The sequence below is a fragment of the Curtobacterium sp. MMLR14_010 genome, from assembly GCF_001865015.1.
Lineage (GTDB): Bacteria > Actinomycetota > Actinomycetes > Actinomycetales > Microbacteriaceae > Curtobacterium.
In genome coordinates, this window is record NZ_MJGV01000019.1 from 41,859 (window position 1) to 64,185 (window position 22,327).

17 protein-coding genes are annotated in these 22,327 nt (G+C 74.0%); 9 read left to right on the forward strand and 8 right to left on the reverse strand.

The window, feature by feature from the left end; genetic code table 11:
• The first annotated feature begins 171 nt into the window (after positions 1-171).
• Genes BIU98_RS03285 through BIU98_RS03305 form a run of 5 tightly spaced genes read left to right on the forward strand, consistent with a single transcriptional unit; the run spans position 172 to position 5,672 of the window.
• Positions 172-1,407 carry a glycerophosphoryl diester phosphodiesterase membrane domain-containing protein gene (locus BIU98_RS03285; protein ID WP_071271419.1) on the forward strand — a complete coding sequence of 412 codons (1,236 nt, stop codon included), beginning with the start codon at positions 172-174 and terminating at the stop codon, positions 1,405-1,407.
• Positions 1,404-2,045, forward strand: coding sequence for a DUF4129 domain-containing protein (locus BIU98_RS03290; protein WP_071271422.1), 642 nt, complete (start codon positions 1,404-1,406; stop codon positions 2,043-2,045). The genes BIU98_RS03285 and BIU98_RS03290 overlap by 4 nt, the downstream gene beginning before the upstream one ends.
• Positions 2,042-3,349 carry a DUF4350 domain-containing protein gene (locus BIU98_RS03295; protein ID WP_071271425.1) on the forward strand — a complete coding sequence of 436 codons (1,308 nt, stop codon included), beginning with the start codon at positions 2,042-2,044 and terminating at the stop codon, positions 3,347-3,349. The genes BIU98_RS03290 and BIU98_RS03295 overlap by 4 nt, the downstream gene beginning before the upstream one ends.
• Complete coding sequence (locus BIU98_RS03300) at positions 3,346-4,341, forward strand: MoxR family ATPase (RefSeq protein ID WP_083392924.1); 996 nt, start codon at positions 3,346-3,348, stop codon at positions 4,339-4,341. The genes BIU98_RS03295 and BIU98_RS03300 overlap by 4 nt, the downstream gene beginning before the upstream one ends.
• Positions 4,341-5,672: a DUF58 domain-containing protein gene (locus tag BIU98_RS03305; protein ID WP_071271428.1), complete on the forward strand. Its 1,332-nt coding sequence runs from the start codon at positions 4,341-4,343 to the stop codon at positions 5,670-5,672. The genes BIU98_RS03300 and BIU98_RS03305 overlap by 1 nt, the downstream gene beginning before the upstream one ends.
• Before the next feature lie 184 nt (positions 5,673-5,856).
• Here BIU98_RS03305 and BIU98_RS03310 read toward each other — a convergent pair whose 3' ends face one another.
• The gene (locus tag BIU98_RS03310) at positions 5,857-6,852 is read right to left on the reverse strand and encodes a stage II sporulation protein M (protein WP_071271431.1); all 996 of its coding nucleotides are present in this window, start codon (positions 6,850-6,852) and stop codon (positions 5,857-5,859) included.
• A gap of 106 nt (positions 6,853-6,958) precedes the next feature.
• Between BIU98_RS03310 and BIU98_RS03315 the strand changes: the two genes are divergently transcribed.
• On the forward strand, positions 6,959-7,828 hold the full coding sequence (locus BIU98_RS03315; RefSeq protein ID WP_071271434.1) for an RDD family protein: 870 nt from the start codon (positions 6,959-6,961) through the stop codon (positions 7,826-7,828).
• 352 nt (positions 7,829-8,180) lie between these two features.
• Here the strand turns inward: BIU98_RS03315 and ahcY are convergent, their stop codons facing one another.
• Together ahcY and BIU98_RS03325 are read right to left on the reverse strand one after the other, a co-directional pair.
• Complete coding sequence (ahcY, locus tag BIU98_RS03320; protein WP_071271437.1) at positions 8,181-9,659, reverse strand: adenosylhomocysteinase; 1,479 nt, start codon at positions 9,657-9,659, stop codon at positions 8,181-8,183.
• 155 nt (positions 9,660-9,814) lie between these two features.
• Positions 9,815-10,036 carry a DUF3499 family protein gene (locus tag BIU98_RS03325; RefSeq protein WP_071271639.1) on the reverse strand — a complete coding sequence of 74 codons (222 nt, stop codon included), beginning with the start codon at positions 10,034-10,036 and terminating at the stop codon, positions 9,815-9,817.
• Positions 10,037-10,096: 60 nt separating this feature from the next.
• Here BIU98_RS03325 and BIU98_RS03330 point away from each other — a divergent pair, with 60 nt between their 5' ends.
• Positions 10,097-10,537, forward strand: a complete 441-nt coding sequence (locus BIU98_RS03330; protein ID WP_071271440.1) for a metallopeptidase family protein — start codon at positions 10,097-10,099, stop codon at positions 10,535-10,537.
• Positions 10,538-10,640: 103 nt separating this feature from the next.
• Here the strand turns inward: BIU98_RS03330 and BIU98_RS03335 are convergent, their stop codons facing one another.
• The 5 genes from BIU98_RS03335 to manA form a co-directional block, all read right to left on the reverse strand.
• Positions 10,641-12,035, reverse strand: coding sequence for a DUF5719 family protein (locus BIU98_RS03335; RefSeq protein WP_071271443.1), 1,395 nt, complete (start codon positions 12,033-12,035; stop codon positions 10,641-10,643).
• Complete coding sequence (locus BIU98_RS03340) at positions 12,032-14,884, reverse strand: glycosyltransferase (protein WP_071271642.1); 2,853 nt, start codon at positions 14,882-14,884, stop codon at positions 12,032-12,034. The genes BIU98_RS03335 and BIU98_RS03340 overlap by 4 nt, the downstream gene beginning before the upstream one ends.
• A 143-nt stretch (positions 14,885-15,027) precedes the next feature.
• Positions 15,028-15,351, reverse strand: a complete 324-nt coding sequence (locus tag BIU98_RS03345) for a WhiB family transcriptional regulator (RefSeq protein ID WP_083392927.1) — start codon at positions 15,349-15,351, stop codon at positions 15,028-15,030.
• 425 nt (positions 15,352-15,776) lie between these two features.
• Positions 15,777-16,739: a UDP-glucose 4-epimerase GalE gene (galE, locus tag BIU98_RS03350; RefSeq protein ID WP_071271446.1), complete on the reverse strand. Its 963-nt coding sequence runs from the start codon at positions 16,737-16,739 to the stop codon at positions 15,777-15,779.
• A 41-nt stretch (positions 16,740-16,780) separates the two neighbouring features.
• The gene (gene manA / locus BIU98_RS03355) at positions 16,781-18,004 is read right to left on the reverse strand and encodes a mannose-6-phosphate isomerase, class I (RefSeq protein WP_071271449.1); all 1,224 of its coding nucleotides are present in this window, start codon (positions 18,002-18,004) and stop codon (positions 16,781-16,783) included.
• Positions 18,005-18,069: 65 nt separating this feature from the next.
• On the opposite strand from manA, the gene BIU98_RS03360 reads away from it, so the two are divergent.
• Together BIU98_RS03360 and BIU98_RS03365 are read left to right on the forward strand one after the other, a co-directional pair.
• Positions 18,070-20,190, forward strand: coding sequence for an acyltransferase family protein (locus tag BIU98_RS03360; RefSeq protein ID WP_071271452.1), 2,121 nt, complete (start codon positions 18,070-18,072; stop codon positions 20,188-20,190).
• Positions 20,187-22,325, forward strand: coding sequence for an acyltransferase family protein (locus BIU98_RS03365; protein ID WP_071271455.1), 2,139 nt, complete (start codon positions 20,187-20,189; stop codon positions 22,323-22,325). Before BIU98_RS03360 ends, BIU98_RS03365 begins: the two co-directional genes overlap by 4 nt.
• Positions 22,326-22,327 lie beyond the last annotated feature (2 nt).

Consider the following 22,327-nt stretch of genomic DNA (forward strand, 5'->3'; position numbering starts at 1 on the left):
GGCGATGGATGGCAGGCACCAGGGGCGGGCGGGGGCCCCGCCAGTGGGCAGCAGTCCGGTGGACAGCAGGGTCCTCAGCCAGGAGGCCCCCAGCACGGCACGACGCCGCCGCCGTCCTCGACGGGGCCGGCTCCAGGGCACGGGTCCGGTCCGACGCCACCGTCGCGTCCGGTGATCCCGCTGCGCCCGCTCGGCCTCGGTGACGTGCTCGCCGGCGCGTTCACGGTCTTCCGGCGGAACGCGCGCGTGCTGCTGCTCTGGAGCCTGCTGCTCTCGGGCGTGCTCGGGCTCGCGTCCACCATCGCCACCACGCTCGGACAGCGGTCCCTGCAGGAGCGGATGCTCTCCGCGATCGACACCGGCACGGGGACGGGGTCGGGTGCCGGCTCGGACGCCGACGCGATCGCCGCGGGCTCGGTCACGCTCTACCTGCTGCTCGCCGTGGGGGTGCCCTTCCTGGCGTTCCTGGCTCGCGGGTTCCTCGTCGCCCCCGTCGCGGTCGACACCGGGCAGCGGGTGCTCGGCCGTCGCGGCACGTTCCGCGGGCTCTGGGCACTCCTCGAGGGCCGGCGGCTGTCGGTGCTGTGGTGGATGCTCCTGCAGCTCGCGGCCGGCGCGGTGCTCGGTGTGGTCGTGGTGGTCGTGCTCATCGGCTTCTTCGGGGCCCTGGGCGCGACGGACGCCGCGATCGGCGGGTTCATCCTGGCGCTCCTCGGGCTCGGGCTCGTCTTCGGGTTGCTCGTGGCGTTCTTCACGACCCGGTTCGCCTTCACGGTGCCGACCATCGCGCTCGAGGGCCGCGGGGTCTTCTCCGCCGCCGCGCAGTCGTGGCGCCTGACCCGCGGGGCCTTCTGGCGGACCTTCGGCATCCTGCTCCTCGTGCAGGTCGCCTTCAGCATCGTGGCCGGCATCGCGAGCACACCCCTCACCCTCGGCGTCTCGCTGTTCTCGGGTGTGTTCGACCCGCTCGGACAGACCGGCTCGCGCTCCGGGGGTCTCTCGGCCGGAGCCGTCGTCGCGCTCGTGGTCGGCAGCCTCCTGACGATCGCGGTGCAGTGCGTGACGGACGTCCTCAGCGCCTCGGTGACGACCTTCCTGGCGATCGACCGCCGCATCCGGACCGAGGCCCTCGACCAGCGCATCGCCGCGCACCTGGAGACCGGCCAGCCAGCGGACCCGTTCGCCCCCGCGCAGCCCGTCGCGCAGCGCCCGTGGCCGCAGCAGCAGCAGCCGTGGGGACCGCCGCCCCCGCCGTGGGGTCCGCAGCCGCCGCTGGGCCAGCAGCCGCAGCAGCGGGGCGGTCCGCAGCAGCAGCCATGGGGCGGCCAGCAGCAACCGCCACAGCAGTGGGGTGGCCAGCAGCAACCGCCGCAGTGGGGCCCGGCACGACCGGACGGGCGGGGATGACGAGCGTCGACCCCGACCAGGCCCGACGGCTCCTCGAACGGGAGCTCGAACGCGGCGAGTACAGCGGCGCCCAGGTGAGCTGGTGGGACCGGGCGTCGCAGAACCTCCTGGAGTGGCTCGGCTCGCTCCGTCCGGACGGCTTCGGCGGCGCCGGGATCAGCCGCACGCTGCTCATCGTGGCGATCGTCGTGCTCGTCGCGGTGGTCGTGCTCGTCGTCGTCTCGCGCGGGCTGCCCCGACGCCGCGCCCGGCTCCGGGCCGACAACGCCCGCGGGGTCCTCGACGACGACGACCTGCGCTCCGCCGCCACCATCGCCGAGGCCGCCCGGGCCGCCCTGCGCGTCGGTGACTGGTCGACCGCCGTGCTCGAGGGCTACCGGGCCGTCGCCCGTGGTCTCGGTGAGCGCGACCTCGTCCCCGACGTCCCCGGTACCACCGCCAGTGCGATCGCGGCGAGGGCCTCCCGGCCGTTCCCGGCGTCCAGCGACGACCTGCACCGGGCAGCGACGACGTTCGACGCCGTGCGGTACCTCGGGCTCGACACGGACGAAGCCGCGGCGCGCCAGGTCCTCGACCTCGAGCACCGCCTCCGCACGGCACGACCGGCCCGGTCGGACGTCCCGGCGGTCCCCGCGTGAGCGCCCCCACGACGACGCCGCCGACGTCGACGTCGACTGACCGCCGTACCCCCGCCGGCCCGGGTGCACCGACGCCGGACCGCCAGCGCGAAGGCCGACGGTCCCGCGTCGTGTTCTGGGTCGCCCTCGTCCTGGTCGGGCTCCTGCTCGCGGCGGTCACGGCCGCGGTCGGCAGCGGGTCCGGTCCCACCGACACGCCGCTCGACCCCGGGTCGCCGACCGCGAGCGGCTCGAAGGCGCTCGTCCGGGTCCTCGAACAGCGCGGCACCACCGTCGACGTCGTCCGGGACGCGGACCGGATCGACCCCGACGGCACGGTCCTCGTCGACGACTCCGCCGGCGTGCTCTCCACGGGCGTCGCACGGCGCATCGCCCGCACCGCGTCGGACGTCGTGCTCGTCACCACCGACCCTGGCGTCCTCGAGTCCTTCCGCGTCGACGCCGAACCGGCCGGACCGGTGCAGTCCACCGACCCGGTGTCGACGGCCGCGTGCGGGATCCCCGCCGCGCGGACGGCACGGTCGGTCACCCCGACCGGCTCCGGCTACACGGTGCGGGCATCGGCCGGCACCCGGTGCGCCCCCGACGGCACCGGGCGGGACCGCGTCTGGGGGCTCGTCCGGTCGAGCAGCAGCACGGGCACCGTGACGCTCGTCGGTACCACCGACGCGCTCCGCAACGACACCGTCACGACCGCGGGGAACGCGTCGCTGGCGCTCGGTCTGCTCGGCGGCGCCGACCACCTGTCCTGGTACGTGCCGACGGCGGGGAGCAGCGACGCCGCACCCTCGCTCGGCGACCTCGCTCCCCCGTGGGTGCCCAGCGCGATCGGCATGCTGGCAGCGGTCGCCGTCGCGGCGGGCGTCTGGCGCGGGCGTCGGCTCGGCCCGCTCGTCGTCGAGTCGATGCCCGTCGTGGTCCGCGCCTCGGAGACGACCGAGGGCCGCGCGCGCCTCTACGCCAGGACCCGCGACCGCACCCACGCGCTCGACACCCTCCGTGTCGCCGCCCTCCGCCGGGTCGGTCTCTCGCTCGGGCTCCCCCGCTCCGCCCACGTCGACGAGGTCGTCCGCCGCGCGGCCGACGCCACCGGCCTGCCGGTCGCGCAGGTCGGCGCCGTGCTCGTCGGCGGTCCGACGCCGGACGACCGCGCGCTCGTCGACGGCGCGGCGGCGGTCGACGACCTGGAACGCACCGTGCAGCGAGCAGTCGCCGGGGACGCACCACGAGCCTCCAGACCGGCCGACCCGACCACTGACGGACCCGCACATCTGACCGACCCCCGACCAGGAGGACGACCGTGACCGACCTGCCCACCACCCCCGGCGCCACCGGCGCCACGTCGACCGACGAGCTCCGCGACGCCTTCACCCGTGTCCGCGTCGAGGTCGGCAAAGCCGTCGTCGGGCAGGAGGGCGCCGTCTCCGGGATGATCGTCGGGCTGCTGGCGCAGGGCCACGTCCTGCTCGAGGGCGTGCCCGGCGTCGCGAAGACGCTGCTCGTGCGGAGCCTCGCGGCCGCGATGTCGCTCGACACGAAGCGCATCCAGTTCACCCCGGACCTGATGCCCGGCGACGTCACCGGGTCGCTCGTCTACGACGCCTCCACCGGGACCTTCCCGTTCCGCGAGGGGCCCGTGTTCACGAACGTGCTCCTCGCCGACGAGGTGAACCGCACGCCTCCGAAGACGCAGTCCGCGCTGCTCGAGGCCATGGAGGAACGCCAGGTCAGCGTCGACGGGTCGCCGAAGCTGCTCCCCGACCCGTTCTTCGTCGCGGCGACGATGAACCCGATCGAGTTCGAGGGCACGTACACGCTCCCGGAGGCCCAGCTCGACCGCTTCCTCATGAAGCTCACCCTCGACATCCCACCGCGCGACGTCGAGTGGCAGGTGCTCCGCCGGCACGCCGACGGCTTCGTCCCGCGCGACGTCCGCTCCGCGGGCATCGTGCCGGTCGTCGGTGCCGAACAGGTCCTCGCTGCCCAGCGTGCCGTCCGCGCCGTCGGGGCCCGCGACGACGTGCTCGCGTACATCGTCGACCTCGCCCGTGCGACCCGGCAGGCCCCGTCCGTCCGGGTCGGGGTCAGCCCCCGCGGTGCCACGGCCCTGCTCGCCGCCGCGAAGGCCTGGGCGTGGCTCACCGGGTACGACGGCATCACGCCCGACCACGTCCAGGCGATGCTGCTGCCCGTGTGGCGGCACCGACTGCGGGTGGCCGCGGACGCCGAGCTCGAGGGCGTCGGCGCCGACGGTGTGCTGCAGCAGGTGCTCGAGCAGGTGCGGGTGCCGATCTAGTGGCGATCTCCGGCCGGTTCGTCGCGCTCCTCGCCGTCGCCATCGTCCCCACCGTGCTGCTCGCCAGCGGGTGGGGCGGTGTCGCGTGGGCCGGTGTGGTCGTGCTCGCCGCGGTGCTCGACCTGCTGCTCGCCGCCGACCTCGGCGCCGTGCGGGTCGAGCGCCGGATGCCCCGGCTGGCCCGACGGGACACCGTCGCCGACGCGACGCTCGTCCTCGCGAACGACGGCCGGCGCCCCCTGCGCGCCGAGGTCCGCGACATGTGGGAGCCGTCAGCCGGCCACGCACCACGACGCATCCGGATGACCGTGCCCGCCGAGGAACGCCGCACCGCCAGGATGCACTTCACGCCCTTCCGGCGCGGACGCCGTCGGAGCGCCGGGGTCGCGGTCCGTGCGTTCGGCCCGCTCGGGCTCGCCGCCCGGCAGCGGGTCATCCCCGCACCCGCCGAACTCGTCGTGACGCCGCCGTTCCGGTCGCGCCGACACCTGCCCTCGCGGCTCGCCCGGCTCCGGGAGCTCGACGGCGAGACCACGCTGCAGCTCCGCGGGCACGGCACGGAGTTCGACTCCCTGCGTGACTACGTCCGCGGCGACGACGTCCGCTCGATCGACTGGCGGGCGACGGCACGGCGGCAGGACCTCGTCGTGCGCACCTGGCGGCCCGAGCGGGACCGGCGCGTCATCGTCGTCGTCGACGCCGGGCGTGCCGGGGCCGGGCGGGTGGGCGACGAACCCCGCCTGGACACCTTCATCGAGACCGCCCTGCTCGTCGGCGCGCTGGCTGCGGCGGCCGGTGACCGGGTCGACCTGGTGGTCCTCGACGACCGGCCGCGCGGCCGCGTGCACGGTGCCACCCGCGTCGACGTGGTGCAGCGGTTCGGGGAGACGCTCGCGCTCGCGGAGCCGGGACTCGCCGCGACGGACTGGGCCGCGGTGCCGGCGCTCGTGGACAGCGTGACGACGCAGCGCTCCCTCGTGGTGCTGGCGACCAGTCTCGACTCGGTCGGGGCGTCGGCGGACCTGCTCACGGTGCTGCCCGCGCTCGCGCGGCGGCACGCGGTGGTGGTGACGGCCGTGGACGACCCGGCCGTGGCGGCGATGGCGGGGCATGGCGGAGGCGTCGGACGTGGCGGGGGCGGGGCGGGCCTCCAGGCCGGTGGTCGTGACGTCTACCGCCGGGCCGCCGCCGAACGGTCGCTGCTGGACGCGGACGGCGTCGCGGACGTCGCGCGGCGAGCCGGTGTCGAGGTCGTCCACGGGGCGCCGGAGCAGGTGCCACCGCTGGTGGCCGACGCGTACCTTCGCGCCAAGGCGGCCGGGAGGCTCTGAGGCGTCCGGCGGTCCGGGTCGCGTCCGTCCGGGGTCACCCCGGGCGTCCGTCCGGGTCGCGCCCCGGCGTGGACGTCGCGCCCCGCCGTGACGGGGCGCGATGCTCGTGGCGGGGTGCGATGCGCTCCGGGCGGCGGCTCCGGTCGGGCAGTGGCTCCGATCGGGCGGCGGCTCTGGTCGTGGGTCAGCCGGCGACGATGGCCGAGGTGCCGCGGTCGAACTCCTCGACGTCGCCGCGCTCCCCGGCCCGGAACGCCCGGCGGCCGACCACCCACTGGTAGCAGAGGACGGCGGCGAGGGCGACCGTGCCGATGCCGATCTTCACCGGCCACGGCCAGTCCTGTCGGGTGACGGTGCCCTCGATGATGCCGGACAGCAGCAGGGTCAGCACCAGCCCGATGGCCACGGCGATGAGCGCGCGGCCGTCCTCGGCGAGGGCCTGCGCCCGCGTGCGCTGCCCGGGCGCGACCCACGACCAGAAGATCATCAGCCCGGCAGCGGCCGCGAGGAACACCGAGTAGAGCTCGAGCTGGCCGTGCGGGGCGATGTAGAGGAAGAAGTCGCCGAGCCGCCCCTGCGAGTGCATGATCGCCCCGGAGACGCCGAGGTTCAGCGCGTTCTGCCCGACCGCCGCCGGCACGAAGAGGCCCGTGATGCCGAAGGCCACCATCCGCGCGGCCACGAACGCGTTGTTCGTCCACACCTGGGCGGAGAACGCTCCGAGGCCGTGGTCGGAGTAGTAGTCGATGAAGTCCTGGGTGGCGTACTGGCGCAGGGCTGCGTCGGTGCCGAACGTGGCGACGGCGCCCGGCGTCTCGGTGATCCAGACGCCGCTGACGACCGCGATGGCGACCGTGGCGACCGTCACCCAGATCGTCACCCAGCGGATCCGGTAGAGCGCCGCCGGCAGCTGGAGCGCGAAGAACGCGGTGAGCATCGTCAGCGGGTCGGTGGGCGCTCCGGTGAAGCGGAGGCGGGCGCGGTACAGCCGCAGCGAGAGCCGGTCCCCCGTCGCCGAGCGTGGGGCGACGCCGCGGATGCGGGCGAGGTCGGTCGCGGCGGACTGGTAGCCGGTGAGGAGCCGGTCGACGTCCTCGCCCGAGGACGTGCGGCGGCGGGTCAGGCGGTCGAGCTCGTCCCACTGCTCACGGTGCGTCGACGAGTACGCGTCCAGGTCCATGCCGTTCCCCCTCGTGCCGTGGTGCGATCCGGCATGGTCGTGCCGCGTTCGTGCCGTGGTGCGATCCGGCGTGGTCGTGCCGGGTCCGTTCCGACACAATGGAACCATGCCGAAGCGACGGACGCCCCGGGACCTCGCCGATGACCGGTTCGTGCGCGCCCTCGACGAGACCACGGACGAGCTCGTCGTCGGCGAGGCCGTCGCACTCGACGTCGTCCCGGCGGGCATCGCCCTCCGGCTGGCGGCGGGGCTCCTCGACGGCGCCTGCTTGATCGCGCTATACGTCATGCTGCTGATCGGGTTCCTACGGGTCTTCCCCGCCGGCGTCGACGAGGCCTGGGTCGCTGCGGTGCTGATCGCCTCGCTCGTCACCGTGCTCGTGCTGGTGCCCGCGGCCGTCGAGACCGTGACGCGGGGCAAGAGCGTCGGTCGGTACGCCCTGGGCACCCGGGTCGTGCGGGTGGACGGCGGCGCGGTGTCGTTCCGGCACGCGTTCACCCGGTCGCTCGTCGGGGTGCTCGAGCTCTGGACGACGTTCGGCTCGGTGGCGATGGTCGTCGCGCTCTTCGGCTCGCGGCCTCGGCGCCTCGGGGACCTGCTCGCGGGGACGGTCGTCCAGCACGAGCGGCTGCCTCGGTCGACGGACCCGGTCGTGCTCCTGCCGCCGTCGCTCGTGGCATGGGCCGCCGTCGCCGACGTCCGGGCCCTGCCGCAGCGCCTGGAGAACCGGCTCGGGGCGTTCTTCCGCGGTGCTGCGTCCGTGCAGCCCGCACTCCGTGACGCCACCGCGCTCGCACTCGCCGCCGAGGTCGCCGAGTACGCGCACCCAGTGCCGCCCGTGCCCGCGGTGGAGTTCCTGGCCGGGGTCGTCGCACTCCGGCGCGAGCGGGATCTGCGGGCGTTCGGGTCCCGGGCGCGGACGCTCGCCGACGCCACGGCGACGGCTGGGGCGCGGCCGCCGGGCTTCCCGCGCTGACGCGCGAGCGCTGAGTCGCCGACGCTGAACGGGCCCCGGTTCGCGCCCCGGTGGGGACATCGCGCCCCGACGTGCCGGGGCGCGATGCATGCAGCGGGGCGCGGCCCGACACGACCGGTGTACGGCGCCCGCCGCGGCTACGCGGCCCGCGGGTGCTGGCGCGCGGGTGCGCGGCCCGCGGGTACTGGCGCGCTCCGACGAACGGCGCGGCGTGACGCCGCACAACGAGAACCGGCTCGAACCGCGGAGTTCCGTGGTTCCAGCCGGTTTCGGTGGTGCAGCGCCGATCCGCGCCGCGAGCGAACCCGCAGCGCCCGCGGCGGGCGGCCAGCGGCGGCGGGCCCGCGCCGCCTCAGTACCGGTAGTGGTCCGGCTTGAAGGGGCCCTCGACCGGGACGCCGATGTACGACGCCTGCTCCGGCCGGAGCTCGGTCAGCCGGACACCGAGCGCGTCGAGGTGCAGGCGCGCGACCTTCTCGTCGAGGTGCTTCGGGAGCACGTACACGCCGGTCGGGTACGAGTCGCGCCGCGTGTACAGCTCGATCTGCGCGAGCACCTGGTTCGTGAAGGAGTTGCTCATCACGAAGGACGGGTGCCCGGTCGCGTTGCCGAGGTTCATCAGGCGGCCCTCGCTGAGGACCAGGATCGAGCGGCCGTTCGGCAGACGCCACTCGTGCACCTGCGGCTTGATCTCGACCTTCTCCGCGCCGGCGAGGGTCTCGAGGCCGACCATGTCGATCTCGTTGTCGAAGTGTCCGACGTTCGCGACGATCGCCAGGTGCTTGAGCGCGAGCATGTCCTCGACGCCGACGACCCCGAGGTTGCCCGTGCACGTCACGACGATGTCGACCTGGTCGACGACGTCCGACAGGCGCGCGACCTGGTAGCCGTCCATCGCGGCCTGCAGCGCGCAGATGGGGTCGACCTCGCTGACGATGACGCGGGCACCCTGGCCACGCATGGCCTCTGCCGCGCCCTTGCCGACGTCGCCGTAGCCGACGACGAACACGACCTTGCCGCCGATGAGCACGTCGGTGGCGCGGTTCAGGCCGTCGGGCAGCGAGTGGCGGATGCCGTACTTGTTGTCGAACTTGCTCTTGGTGACCGAGTCGTTCACGTTGATGGCCGGGAACTTCAGCTGGTCGGTGCGCGCGAGCTCGTACAGGCGGTGCACGCCCGTGGTGGTCTCCTCCGTCACGCCCTGGATGTCCGCGGCGATGCGGGTCCAGCGGTCGGAGGAGTCCCGCAACGAGGACGCGATCGTGTCGAGGACGATGCGGTACTCGGCGCTGGCGTCGTCGCCGGCGTCCGGCACACGCCCGGCGGCCTCGGCGTCAGCGCCCGTGTGGACGAGCATCGTGGCGTCGCCGCCGTCGTCGAGGATGAGGTTCGGCCCGGTCCAGGTCGCCCCGGCAGCGGCCGCTTCGGCGCTCCAGTCGAAGACCTGGTTCGTGCACCACCAGTACTCCTCGAGCGTCTCGCCCTTCCACGCGAACACGGGGACGCCAGCGGGAGCGTCGGGGGTGCCGGTCGGGCCGACGGCGATGGCCGCGGCGGCTTCGTCCTGCGTGGAGAAGATGTTGCAGCTCGCCCAGCGGACCTGGGCGCCGAGCGCCGTGAGCGTCTCGATGAGCACGGCGGTCTGCACGGTCATGTGCAGCGACCCGGCGATGCGGGCACCGGCCAGCGGCTGCGATGGGACGAACTCCTCGCGCAGGGACATGAGCCCCGGCATCTCGTTCTCGGCGAGGCGGATCTGGTGGCGGCCAGCCTCGGCGAGGCCGAGGTCGGCCACGCGGTGTGCTGCTGCGGCGCGGGTGTCGGTGGGCATGCGCCCAGTCTCCCACGGCCCCCCGACACGGCCCGCAGGTGGGATCCGGCCGTCTCGGGGGGCGAGCGTGGTCGCGGTGGTGGGGCGGGCCTCCAGGCCGGACGGGAGGCTCGGACCACCCGGGTGAGCCGGCCTGCGGGACGCGGACGGCCGGGTCAGTCGGCAGCGCGCTCCTCGCGGAGCGGCTCACGGCGGATGACGTGCCAGCCCTGCGGCACACGGAGGCGGGCGGCGTGGCGGGCGCACAGGTCGTACCCGTGCGGTTCGACGCGGGTGGAGAGGGGCCCGATCACGACCATCGAGTCGGCGTAGTCGTACGTCAGGGTCGACGAGGCGCTCGCGCCACAGGCGACCTTGCTGCAGATCCGTACGTCCATCTCGACGACGACCCTACCGAACGCCCCGACGGCGTCCGGCCCCACGCGTACGATGTGGGGATGCGCCGCAAGCCCCGACTCGTCACCCCGGTCGACCGCGGCCGCGGGCGGTCCCGCCACGGCCGGGGGTACCGCTCCAGCATCACCGGACCGGAGCTCGCGCCGGTCATCACGCGGGCCGAGGCCTTCGACCGGATCGTCGGCGACACCGCCCACTACCTGCTCGGGCTCTGGCCGGACGAACTGCAGGGCGTCGTGTTCCAGGTGGCCGACATGCCGACCGAGCCCGGGGTCCCGGACGCGTTGCCGCGGTGGCGGATCGAGCGCGACGAGCGACGGGTGACCGTGTTCCGGATCCCCGTCGAACGCGTCACCCACTCCCCCGAGAAGGACGACGTGGACCGGCGCATCGTCGTCGAGACCGCGGTGTTCCGTGCGGTCGCCGAGCTGCTCGACAAGGACCCGTGGGACCTGGCACCGGACCGCTACCGCCACTGGTGACGCGGGGCGGGCGTGCCCGTCATCGAGGGAGCAGGAATCGTCGGGTCGCGCAGGCCGACTCGACGATTCCTGCTCCCTCGATGAGCCTCGTGCGGGCGACGCGTCAGGGGTAGACGCGGACCGGGCTGGAGACCTCGGTCACGGGGCGGAGCGGGAACCCGGCGATGCCGTCGTCCCCGGCGTAGGTGACCCCCGCGACGACCCGGTCGGCGCCGGTGATCACGAGTTGCCGCGACGTCTGCACGTCGACGGTGGAGGTGGCTCCGGCCGGGACCGTGACGCGCTGCCGGTCGTCGCCCGACGTGATCGTCACGCGGGCGTCCTCGGTCGTCGGGTTCACCAGGTTCAGCCCGGCGCCGTCCCCGGGTGCGACCGCGGCGATGGTGCGCGCGCCGAGGGGCACCGCCGAGGCGAACCAGCCCACGTCTGTGCCGCCGTCGGCCGTCGGCGTGGTCGACCGCGCGCCGGCGACGACGGGCTGCGTCGAGCTGACCGTGACCGAGTACCGACCGTTCTCGAAGTCGTCCAGCGCCACGTCGGTGACCACGCCGGGTTCGGCGGTGGTGTTCACCGTGGTGCCGCCACCGGACGCCGTCGTGATGCCGAGGGTGACGCGGGCGGCCTTGGTGCCGGGCACGAACAGCCGGACGACCGGGGCCGCGTCGGCGGTGTCGTCACCGCGCTGGGACTCCTGGATGTCGCGCAGGACGACGCCCGGGATGACCTGGGACCGCGCGGGTGCCGCTCCGCCGGAGACGACGTCGAACCCGCCGGGGGTGAGCGTCCGGACGACGGTCTCCTGCATGTGGGCGACGATCTGGCCGCCGGACGAGGTGACGTGCACGACCGTCGAGCCCTGGTCGGAGACGAAGCCCGACAGCGGCACGACCTTCTGCGAGTTCGGCGCGACGACGATGCCCGTCGTGCCGGGGGCGCTCACGGTGCCGGTCGCGTCGAACACGGCCAGGTCGACGGTGGCGTTGACGTCGGTGGGGTTGGACAGGGTGATGAGGCTGGTGCGGCCGGTCTCGGTCGAGCCGCCGACGAGCCACGTCGACTGCGAGGGGTCGTCGCACGAGGCGGCGCCGACACCGACCAGGTCGCCGTCCGAGACGCTCTGGTAGCTCGACCCGGCGACCTGCGGGGTGGTGTCCGCCGCCGGCGCGGTGAGCAGCGTCGGGTTGCTGCTGCCCGTGGTCGAGGACTGCAGGTCGGAGCGGTCGACGGTGCTGCCCGTGGTGGCGGTCGCGACGCTGGCCGACCCGACCGGGGTGGCCGTCGTCGCGTCGTTGCCGGCGTCGTCGGAGAGCCGGAGGGCGCTGCCCGCGCACACGCGTTCGGCGTCGGCCGGCACCGGGGTGACCGTGCGACCGGCGGGACGACCGGGCGTCTCCTCGGTGCCGAACGCGTGCGCGGCGCCGATCGTGCCGACGGCGACGACCACGGCGATCGCGGTGGCGGTCCCACGGAGGACCCAGCGGCGAGCGGGGGTGGTCATTCGTCGCGCTCCTCGTCGAAGGTGGTGGCGGGTTCGTCGGCCTCGAGCACGTTCGAGGTGGCGCGGCGCCGGCGCGGGGCGGTCGGCACGGCCAGCAGTGCCGCGGCGCCGAACACCACCCCGAGGACCACGAGGTAGAGCACGTGCGTGGTCTTCGCCGCGGCGGAGCCGGTGCTCGGACGGTCGACGTCGCCCTCGTAGTGGTACAGCTGTCCGCTCGTGGTCTCGCCGATGCTCGTGAAGAGCGCGTTCTGTCCGATGGCCCCGGCGGCGCGGTCGTGGACCTGCCGGGCGAGGTCGTCGTCCGGCGCGTCGTCGAGCAGCACGAAGCTGACGCCGAGCTCCCGGAGCGCCGGGCGCGGGTCGTACCCGCTGCGGCTCGCCAGGTTGCCGGCGAGGGTGGCCAGCCGGGACCCCGAGGTCGACAGCGAGAGCCTGGTGGCGTCGAGCGTGGACTGGTCGTCGAGGGTCGAGCCCTGCCCGCGCTCGAGCGACACCGCGAGCGAGCCGTTCGTCTGCGGTTCGACGACCAGCGTGCCGACGTCCGGGTTCGCCTGGGCCTCGGCGTTGACGTAGGCGCTCAGCACCCGGCCCGTGGTCGGCTGGATGACGGCGTTGCCGAGGTAGAACGCGGCGAACGCCGGGGCGACGGCCGCACCCGCGAACACCGCGGCGACGACGCCGACGACCGGGGCGCGGCGCGGCAGCGTGTCGATGCCGATCGACACCGCGACGACGAGCGCGAGCCAGTACACGGTCAGCCCGCTGCCCGGCCACACGATCGTGGTGGTGGACCCGACACCGGTGACCGTGACGTGAGTGGCGGCGAACGCGGTGGCGAAGCCGAGCAGCGCGGTGACGAGCGCCACGCCCGCGACGTGCCAGCGGTGACCGAGGACGGCGCCGATCGCGGTCACGGCGATGGGCAGCGCGAGGACGGCGAGGGCGATCGGCAGCGCGGCGACGACGGCCGCCAGCGGCGAGCTGACGGGCAGCCAGCCGTTCCAGTCGGGCAGGGGCTGCCCGATCGCGAGCTGCAGGGCGGAGGGTGCCCGGGTGGCCGAGGGCACGCCCGGGTCGGCGAAGACCGCGAGGACGTTGCCGCGTGCGACCTCTGTCAGCACCAGCGGCAGGAAGAGCACCGCGGCGGGGACCGGGATGAACACGCGTCGGTGTGCGTGCCGCCACCCGGCCGCCAGCGACACGAGCCATCCGATGAGCAGGACCGGCAGGAGCGACGGTGCCGACGCGGCGACCCCGGCGAAGAGCAGCGCGGCCCCGGCGGCCGAGGCCCAGGAGCGGTGGGCCTCGAGCACGGTGAGGAACAGCCAGGGCAGCAGCACGTGCGCGATGACCGCGCCGAGGTGCCCGGTGGTGACGGCGCCGACGAGCGCGGGGGCGATGGTGTACAGCGCCGCGCCGACGACCGGCACCCAGGTGCGGGTCGTCAGCTTGCGGACGACGAACCAGGCACCGAGCGCGGATACCGGGAACGCCAGGAGCATGACGAGCACGACGGCGGTCGACGGCGACCAGGCCACGATGGAACCGAGGACCGCGAGGACGGCCGCGAACGGGTCACTCGGACCGGTGAACCCGGTGCCGAGGGTGTGCCAGCCGTAGCCGACGTTCTGCCAGAGCTGCCCCACCGAGGTCGACAGCGGCAGCAGCCCACCGCCGGTCAGCGCGGGCGAGCCGAGCAGCGGGAAGAGCGTGACGACGCTGAGCAGGGCCGCGGCCAGCACGACCCAGATGCCGCCGTCGCCGAGGAACGACGCCCGGGCGACCGGGGCGTCCTCGACGCGGGCGAGCTCGACGTCGCGGGAGGTCGTCCGCCGTTCGTGGACCCGGCGCCAGCTGACGCGCAGGGGTTCGACGGCCGCCCACCCGAGCTTCTTCGTGCGCGCCAACGACTTCCTGGACCGCGAGACCCCGCCGCCGAAGGCCACGGCGAACGCGGCGGAGAGCTCCCCCGACACCGCGGCCGGGTGCTTCGCCACGAGGTGCCCGATCGCCCGTCCGATCGCGAACGGCACGAGCGTCAGCCAGTGGATCCAGAGCACGCCGAGCGGCGCGTAGGTCATGCGGCGGTGCAGCTGCGCCTGCCGGTGCATCCGGACACGGCGGCCCTCGGACACGCGCTTGCGGCCGAACTCCTCGATCGGACCGGCGCTCGTCGCTCGCGCCTCGGGCACGACGGCGACGCGGAACCCGGCGAGGCGGACGCGCACGCAGAAGTCGAGCGCGGCGTCGACGTCGGGCAGCGCCGGGTCGAAGCCGCCGAGCGTCACCCAGACCGAGCGGCGCACGAGCATCCCGCCCGCGGCGACGGCCATCACGTCGGTGTTCCGGTCGTGCTGGCCCTGGTCCAGTTCGTCCTGCACGAGGACGAGCGACCGGCCGAGCCGGGTCATGCTCTCGCCGAGGTCGCGGATGCGCGAGGGGTCACGCGGGTCGACGAGCTTCGGCCCGGCGACCGCGACGGACGGGGCGATCTCGACCGCGGCCAGCATCTCGGCGAGGGCCGTCGGCGTGGGGGCGTTGTCGTGTCCGATGAGCCAGAGCCACTCGTCGACGGCCTCGTCGGGCTCCGGACGCGGCGTGGCCTTCTCGGCCACGGCGACCGCGTCACCGAAGGACCGGCCCGCCGGGATCCGGGTCAGCTGGGCGGAACCGCCGAACTCGAGCTGGGCGGTCGAGCCGTCCGTCGAGCCGACGTCGACGACCACCAGGTTCTCCGGGTGCCGCGTCTGGCCGGCGAGGGCGTCCAGCGTGCGGTCGAGGTGGTCCGCCCCGTTGGCGACGACCAGGACGGCGGTGACACGGGGCTGAGCGGAACTGGGCTGCATGACGGGCGACACTCTACGGACTGGAGGCACGGCTGCAGCCCGGTGGGTCGGCGCGCCGTGAACCTGTGGAGACGATCAAGGCAGGCTGCGTGGCGGGCGCGATCCGGGCCTCCAGATCGCACATGCCGCGCGGTGGCGCGACGCTACGCGCGCTTCCGCAGCTTGCGACGCTCGCGCTCGGAGAGGCCGCCCCAGATGCCGAAGCGCTCGTCGTTCTCGAGCGCGTACTCGAGGCACTGCGACCGGACCTCGCACGTGGTGCAGATCTTCTTCGCCTCGCGCGTGGAGCCGCCCTTCTCCGGGAAGAAGGCCTCGGGGTCCGTCTGCGCGCAGAGCGAGTCCGCCTGCCAGGCGAGCGGGTTCTCCTCGTCGTCGGTCTCCGGACGCCGGACGCCGGGGACGCCGAGCGCCACGGGGTCGACGTGCCAGTCTTCCGGAACTCCGGCGTGGAAGTCGGAACCGCTCACCCTGATCACCCCTTGGTTCGTCTCGCTGTCGGTCGTTGCCTGTAATTACAGCGGTGTGATTCGCCGGAGTCAAGTCGCGGATCATAAGAGGCACCGAGCGTTCCGGCGTGTCATGTCCCCCATTCGGGCGTGTCGCACCGGTTCTGTCGGCGTCCTGGGGGACAAGGGTGCGGGGTGCGGGGTGCGGGGTGCGAGGTGCGGGGTCGCCTGGCGCCGCGGCGGACGGCGTCGCGTGGCGTCGCCTGGCGTCGCCTGGCGTCGCCTGGCGTCGCACAACGGATGTCGGCTCGAACCGCGGATGTCCGTGGTTCGAGCCCACGTCGGTGGTGCGCCGCCGGCTCGAACCGGGAGGACAGGCGGCGCACCGGCGGGCCGGAGTCGGGCCGCGCGGGCCGGGCGCGCGGACATGCCGCACGCGCCGGGCGTCAGCTGACGCGGCGGCGGGCCTCCCAGGCGCTGGAGACCATCTCGTCGAGGGTGTGGCGCATCGCCCAGTCGAGGTCGCGCGCGGCGGCCTCGCCCGTGGCGACGATCCGGTCCGGGTCACCGGGGCGGCGCGGGGCGACCTCCGGCTCGAACGGGATGCCGGTGCCGCGGGCCATGGCGTCCATGATCTGCCGGACGCTGACGCCGTCACCGCTGCCGAGGTTGTAGGCACGCTCGAGGGGCTCCCCCGCCTCGAGCTTCGCCGCCGCGATCGCGTGCGAGTGCGCCAGGTCGGCCACGTGCACGTAGTCCCGGACGCAGGTGCCGTCGGGCGTGGCGTAGTCGTCGCCGTTGATCCGCGGGGTGCGACCGGCGAGCAGCGCGTCGAACACGAGCGGGAAGAGGTTGTGCGGGCTGGCGTCGTACAGGTCGGGCACGCCGGAGCCGACGACGTTGAAGTACCGCAGGGACGTCGTGCTGAAGCCGCGCGCGACCTCCATGTCCTTGAGCAGCCACTCGCCGATGAGCTTCGACTCGCCGTACGGCGACTCCGGGTTCTTCGGCGTGGACTCCACGACCGTCTCGACGTCCGGCGTGCCGTAGACCGCGGCGCTCGAGGAGAACACGACCTTGTCGACGTCGGTGTCGGCCATCGCCCGGAGGAGCGTCGCCATGCCGGTGACGTTCTGCTCGTAGGTGTGCAGCGGGCGCTCGACGGAGACGCCGGCGTACTTGAAGCCCGCGACGTGCACGACGCCCGTGACGCCGTGCTCCCGGATCGTCCGCGCGACGAGGTCGCCGTCGAGGATCGTGCCCTCGACGAAGGGGACGTCGTCGGGGACGAACGAGCGGAAGCCGCTCGAGAGGTCGTCCAGCGCGACGGTGTCGATGTCCGCCGCGCGGAGCGCCCGGACGACGTGGGATCCGATGTACCCGGCACCGCCGGTGACCAGCCAACTCATGGTCGCCACGCTAGCGGACGCGGCCCCGCCGCCAGGAGCCGCTACGCCCCCGTCGCGATGAAGACCGTGGAGGTGACGCCGTCCGAGGAGTCGGCCTCGACGGTGACGTCGCCCTCGTCCGGGGTCACGAAGCAGGACTCGCCCCGGCGAAGCAGCGTCGCCGAGGTCGCACCGACCAGGGTCACGACGCCCTCGGTACAGATCGCGATCGACGGCCCGGAGAGCGGTGCGACGCCGCCGGTGCTGAGACCGACCGGTCGTCCGTCGCCGGTGACCCGCACGAGCGCGAAGCCGACGCCCGCGGGGGCGAAGCGGTCGACGCCGGGGGCGATCTCCTCGGGTTCGAGGAGCGGCGCCGGGTACGCCGTGAAGTCGAGCACGCGCAGCAGCTCCGGCACGTCGACGTGCTTGGGCGTGAGGCCGCCCCGCAGCACGTTGTCGGACGGCGCCATCAGCTCGATGCCGAGGCCGTCGAGGTACGCGTGGATGTTGCCGGCGGGCAGGTACATCGCCTGGCCGCGGGTGAGCGTCACGCGGTGCATCAGCAGCGACACGACGACGCCGGGGTCCCCCGGGTACGCCTCGGCGAGCGCCGCGACGGTCGCGATGTTCGGCGAGACGGAGTCGGTCGCACCGGCAGCGGCGACGAGCCCCTCCGCCAGGTGGCCGGCCGCGTCGACGACCGCGAGCGCGGACCCGTCGGCGTCCTCGAGCCAGCGCACGGTGTCCTCGAGCCCCTGGTGCAGGTGCGCCACGAGCGGGCCGAGGCGTCCGCTGCCGCCGTCGAGCGTCTCGACGTCGGCGAGTGTGGCCTCGACGGGCCGGAAGCCGCTCAGGGCCTCGAACCGGTCGCTGAGCGCCACGACGAGCTCCGGCTTCGGGTACGGGTCCTTGTAGTTGCGGGCGGGGTCGTCGAGCGCGATGCCGGCGGCGTCCTCACGCTCGAAGCCGTCGCGCGCCTGTTCCGGCGTCGGGTGGGCCTGCAGCGACAGGGGTGCCGCGGCGGCGAGCACCTTGAGCAGGAACGGCAGGCCGGTGCGGTCCCCGCCGAGGGCAACCTGCGGTTCGGCGGCGATCCAGTCGAGCACGGTGTCCGCGCCGCCGACCATGGCGGGGTTGACGACCACGCTGGGGCTGCCCGGGTGCGCCCCGAGCCAGAGCTCCGCCTGCGGGGCGCCGGTGACGGTGCGGCCGAGGAGCTCGGGGATGGCGGTGACGGATCCCCACGCGTAGTCGCGCGGGGTGTTGGTGATGCCGAGGAACATGTCCCGAGCGTATCGGCAGCCGGTGTCGTCCCCGTGGACGATCCGCGATACATAGACTTTCCGGGATGTCCGCTCCGCTCGTCGCGCCCGACGCCACCACGACTGCGCCCACGCGTCCGCGGATCCGCGACACCACCCGCTGGGACGTCCAGGGGCTCCGGGCCTTCGCCGTCCTCGCCGTGGTCGTCTACCACCTGTGGCCGAACCGGCTGCCCGGCGGCTTCGTCGGCGTCGACGTGTTCTTCGTCATCTCCGGGTACCTCATCACCGGCCACCTGCTCCGCGAGGTGCACCGGACGGGACGGGTCGCCCTGGCGTCCTTCTGGGCCCGGCGGGCGAAGCGCCTGCTCCCGGGGGCGTTCCTGGCGATCCTGGCGACCGGTGGCGCGGTGCTCGCGTTCGTCCCGAGCGCGCTGTGGGGCCAGTACGGCCGCGAGCTGATCGCGTCGACCGTCTACGTGCAGAACTGGCAGCTCGCCGCGGACTCGGTGGACTACCTGGCGTCGGACAACCAGGCGTCGCCGTTCCAGCACTTCTGGTCGCTCTCGGTCGAGGAGCAGTTCTACATCGCCCTCCCCGTCCTCCTCATCGTGGTGCTCTGGCTGGTGCGTCGGCGGGCGAGCGCGGTGACGGTCGTCCGGGTGATGCTCGGCTCGGTCGTGGTCCTGTCGTTCGTGTGGTGCGTCGTGCAGACCGACACCACGCCGGGGGTCGCGTACTTCTCGACGGCGACCAGGGCGTGGGAGTTCGCGCTCGGCGGGCTGGCCTCGACCGTGCGGTTCCCGGTGGCGCGCACCACCGCTGCCAGGACCACGCGGCTCCTCGGCGCGTGGCTCGGCGCGGCGCTGCTCGTCGTGTCGCTCTGGCTGGTCACCCCGGACCTGCCGTTCCCCGGCTCGATCGCCCTGCTGCCCGTCGCCGGTGCCGCCCTCGTGGTGCTGTTCGGCGCCGGGACGGAACTCGAGGCGATCGGCCGCGTGACCCCGGTCGCCCACCTCGGCCGGATCTCCTACGCGGTCTACCTCTGGCACTGGCCGGCGGTCGTGATCGTGCCGTTCGTCACCGGCCACCCGCTGACGTCGCCGGAGAAGGTCGGGATCCTGCTCGGCGCGGTCGTCGTCGGCAGCCTGTCGACGATGCTCGTCGAGGAGCCCCTGCGGTTCCACCACCGCGTCCGCTCCTGGCGGCCTCGACGCGTCGCGCTGGTCGGCGTCGTCGTCACCGCCCTCGTGGCGTCGCTCGGTGTCGGCACGCTGACCAGCCTGCACGTGCAGCAGGCGCAGGCCGAGCAGTTCGCGACCAGCCTGACCCGCGGCGACGTCCGGTGCTTCGGCGCCGCGGCCGCCATCGGCTCGGACGACCCCTGTGTGAACCGGGCCCTCGCCGAAGTGCGGGTGCCGGCTGCCACCATCGCCCGCCGCGACGACGCGAACCGCGACGCGTGCTGGTCCGACGGCGGCGGCCAGTTCGCCCGCTGCACGCTCGGTCCGACCAGCGGCTACGACCGGTACTTCATCGCGATGGGTGACTCGCACAACAACGCCCTCATCGACGTCTACGAGCGGATCGCGAAGCGGAACAACTGGCGCATCGACGTCGCCGGCCACCCGAGCTGCTACTTCACCGCGGCCGAGCAGTCCGCACCGAGCCAGGGGCTCCAGCAGAGCTGCGACACGTGGAAGGGGAAGGCGATGTCCTTCGTCCGCAGCCACGCGACGGACCTGTCCGCGGTCCTCGTGACGCACTCGGCGACGTCCAGGCCGGTCCTCGCGACGACGGACGAGAACGCCGAGGACGCCACCGTTGACGGCCTCGTCAAGGCCTGGCGCACGGCGACCGCGGCCGGTGTCCCCGTCATCGCCGTGCGGGACAACCCGATCCCCGCGCCGGGCATCGTGACGTGCGTCGGGAAGATGCACGGCGCGACCACGTCCGAGTGCGACCAGACCCGCAGCGCCGGCTTCGCCCCCTTCGAGGGCTCGGAGCGCGCCGCCGCCCGCGTCGGGTCGAAGGCCCACGTCATCGACCTCAGCGACCGGTACTGCGACACGACGACCTGCCCGGCGGTGATCGGCGGCGTGCTGGTCTACCGCGACAAGACCCACATCACGAACACCTTCGCCAAGACGCTCCGGCCGTTCCTGGAGCGCGGCATCCGCGACGCGCTCGCGGAGTCCGCTCGATGACCCCGTCCCGGACGGTCGCCAGCGCGGGCACGACCAGCGCGAGCACGACCAGCACCAGCGCCGGCACCCACACCGGCACCCGCTGGGACATCCAGGGCCTGCGTGCCTTCGCCGTCCTCGCCGTGGTCCTGTACCACCTGTGGCCGAACCGGCTGCCCGGCGGCTTCGTCGGCGTCGACGTGTTCTTCGTCATCTCCGGCTACCTCATCACCGGGCACCTGCTCCGCGAACAGGTGGCGACCGGACGGATCGCCCTCGGCCGCTTCTGGGCGCGACGGGCGAAGCGCCTGCTCCCCGGGGCGTTCCTGACCCTGCTCGCCACGGGCACCGCGGTGCTGCTCGCCGTCCCGAGCACGCTGTGGGGCCAGTACGGCCGTGAGCTCATCGCCTCGACCGTCTACGTCCAGAACTGGCAGCTCGCGTCCGATTCGGTCGACTACCTCGCCTCGGACAACCAGCCCTCCCCGTTCCAGCACTTCTGGTCGCTCTCGGTCGAGGAGCAGTTCTACATCGCCCTCCCGCTGGTGCTCGTGCTGGTGGGCCTCGTCCTGCGCCGGACGCGCTGGCACTCGCCCGTGCGGACGGCCCGTGTGCTGCTCGGCGCGGTCGTGGTCGTCTCGCTCGTCTGGTGCGTCGTCGAGACGCGGACCGCGCCCGGCATCGCCTACTTCTCGACGGCGACCAGGGCCTGGGAGTTCGCACTCGGCGGGCTCGCCTCCACCCTGGTGCTGTCGGCTCCCCGCACGCGCGTGGCCCGCCTGGTCCGGTCTGGAGGCTCGTGGCTGGGTCTCGTCCTGCTGCTGGCGGCCCTGTGGGCGATCACCCCGGCGACCCCGTTCCCCGGCACCGCGGCCCTGCTGCCGGTCGTCGGGGCGGCGCTCGTGGTGCTGCTCGGCGGACACTCCGGCCTCGCGGTGCTCGGTCGCGTCGCACCCGTCGCCTTCCTCGGCCGGATCTCCTACGCCGTGTACCTCTGGCACTGGCCCGCCGTGGTGCTGCTGCCGATGGTCGTCGGGCACCCCCTCGGCACCAGGACGAAGCTCGTGGTGCTCGTCGGCTCGCTCGTCGTCGCCGCGGTGACGACGCTGCTCGTCGAGGAACCGCTGCGCTCCTCGCCGTGGGTGCTGGCGCTCCGACCGCGCCGCGTCGCGGTGTACGGCCTGCTCAGCACCGTCCTGGTCGTGGCGCTCGGGGCGTCCACCCTGGGGGCGCTCCAGGTGCAGCAGACGCAGGCAGCGGCGTTCCAGGAGCGGCTGCAGACCGGGGACGTCGACTGCTTCGGCGCCGCCGCCCGGATCGGGTCGGCCGACCCGTGCGTCAACCCCCGCCTCGCCGACGTGCGCGTGCCGGCGCCCGCCGCGGCGGCGAAGGACGACGCAAACAGCGGCGCGTGCTGGTCGAACCGCACGGCGGACTTCAACGTCTGCTCAATGGGACCTGAGAAGGGCTACCGGAAGCACCTGCTGGCCGTCGGTGACTCGCACAACAACGCCCTGATGACCGCGTACCGCGCGATCGCCGAGCAGCGGCACTGGCGCATCGACGTCGCCGGGCACATCGGGTGCTACCTCACGACCGCCGAGCAGTGGGCTCCGTCGCAGGCCTACACCGACACCTGCCAGGGCTGGAAGCGGGCGGCCACCGCCTGGATCGGGGCGCACGCCGACGAGCTCGACGGGGTCGTCGTCACCCACGCCACGACGAAGAGCCCGGTCGTCGTGCCGGCGGGCAGCACGAACGACCAGGTCGTCGTCGACGGGCTCGTCGGCGCCTGGCGCGCGGCGACGGACCGCGGCGTGCCCGTCGTGGCGATCCGGGACAACCCCGTCGCGCGGGACGACACCCTCGACTGCCTCGCGCTGATGCAGGGTCCGACGACCACGTCGTGCGACTTCCCCCGCGACCAGGCGACGGCGTCCTTCGACGGGTCCGAGCAGGCGGTCGCCGCGATCGGCGACAAGGCCAGGTACGTCGACATGACCGACTGGTACTGCACCGCGACCAGCTGCCCCGCGGTCGTCGGCGGTGTCGTCGTGCACCGGGACCCGACCCACCTCACCGCGACCTACGCCACGACGCTCGCGCCGTACCTCGGGGCGCGGATCGCGCGAGCGCTGGAGTCGGGCGGACGGTGAGC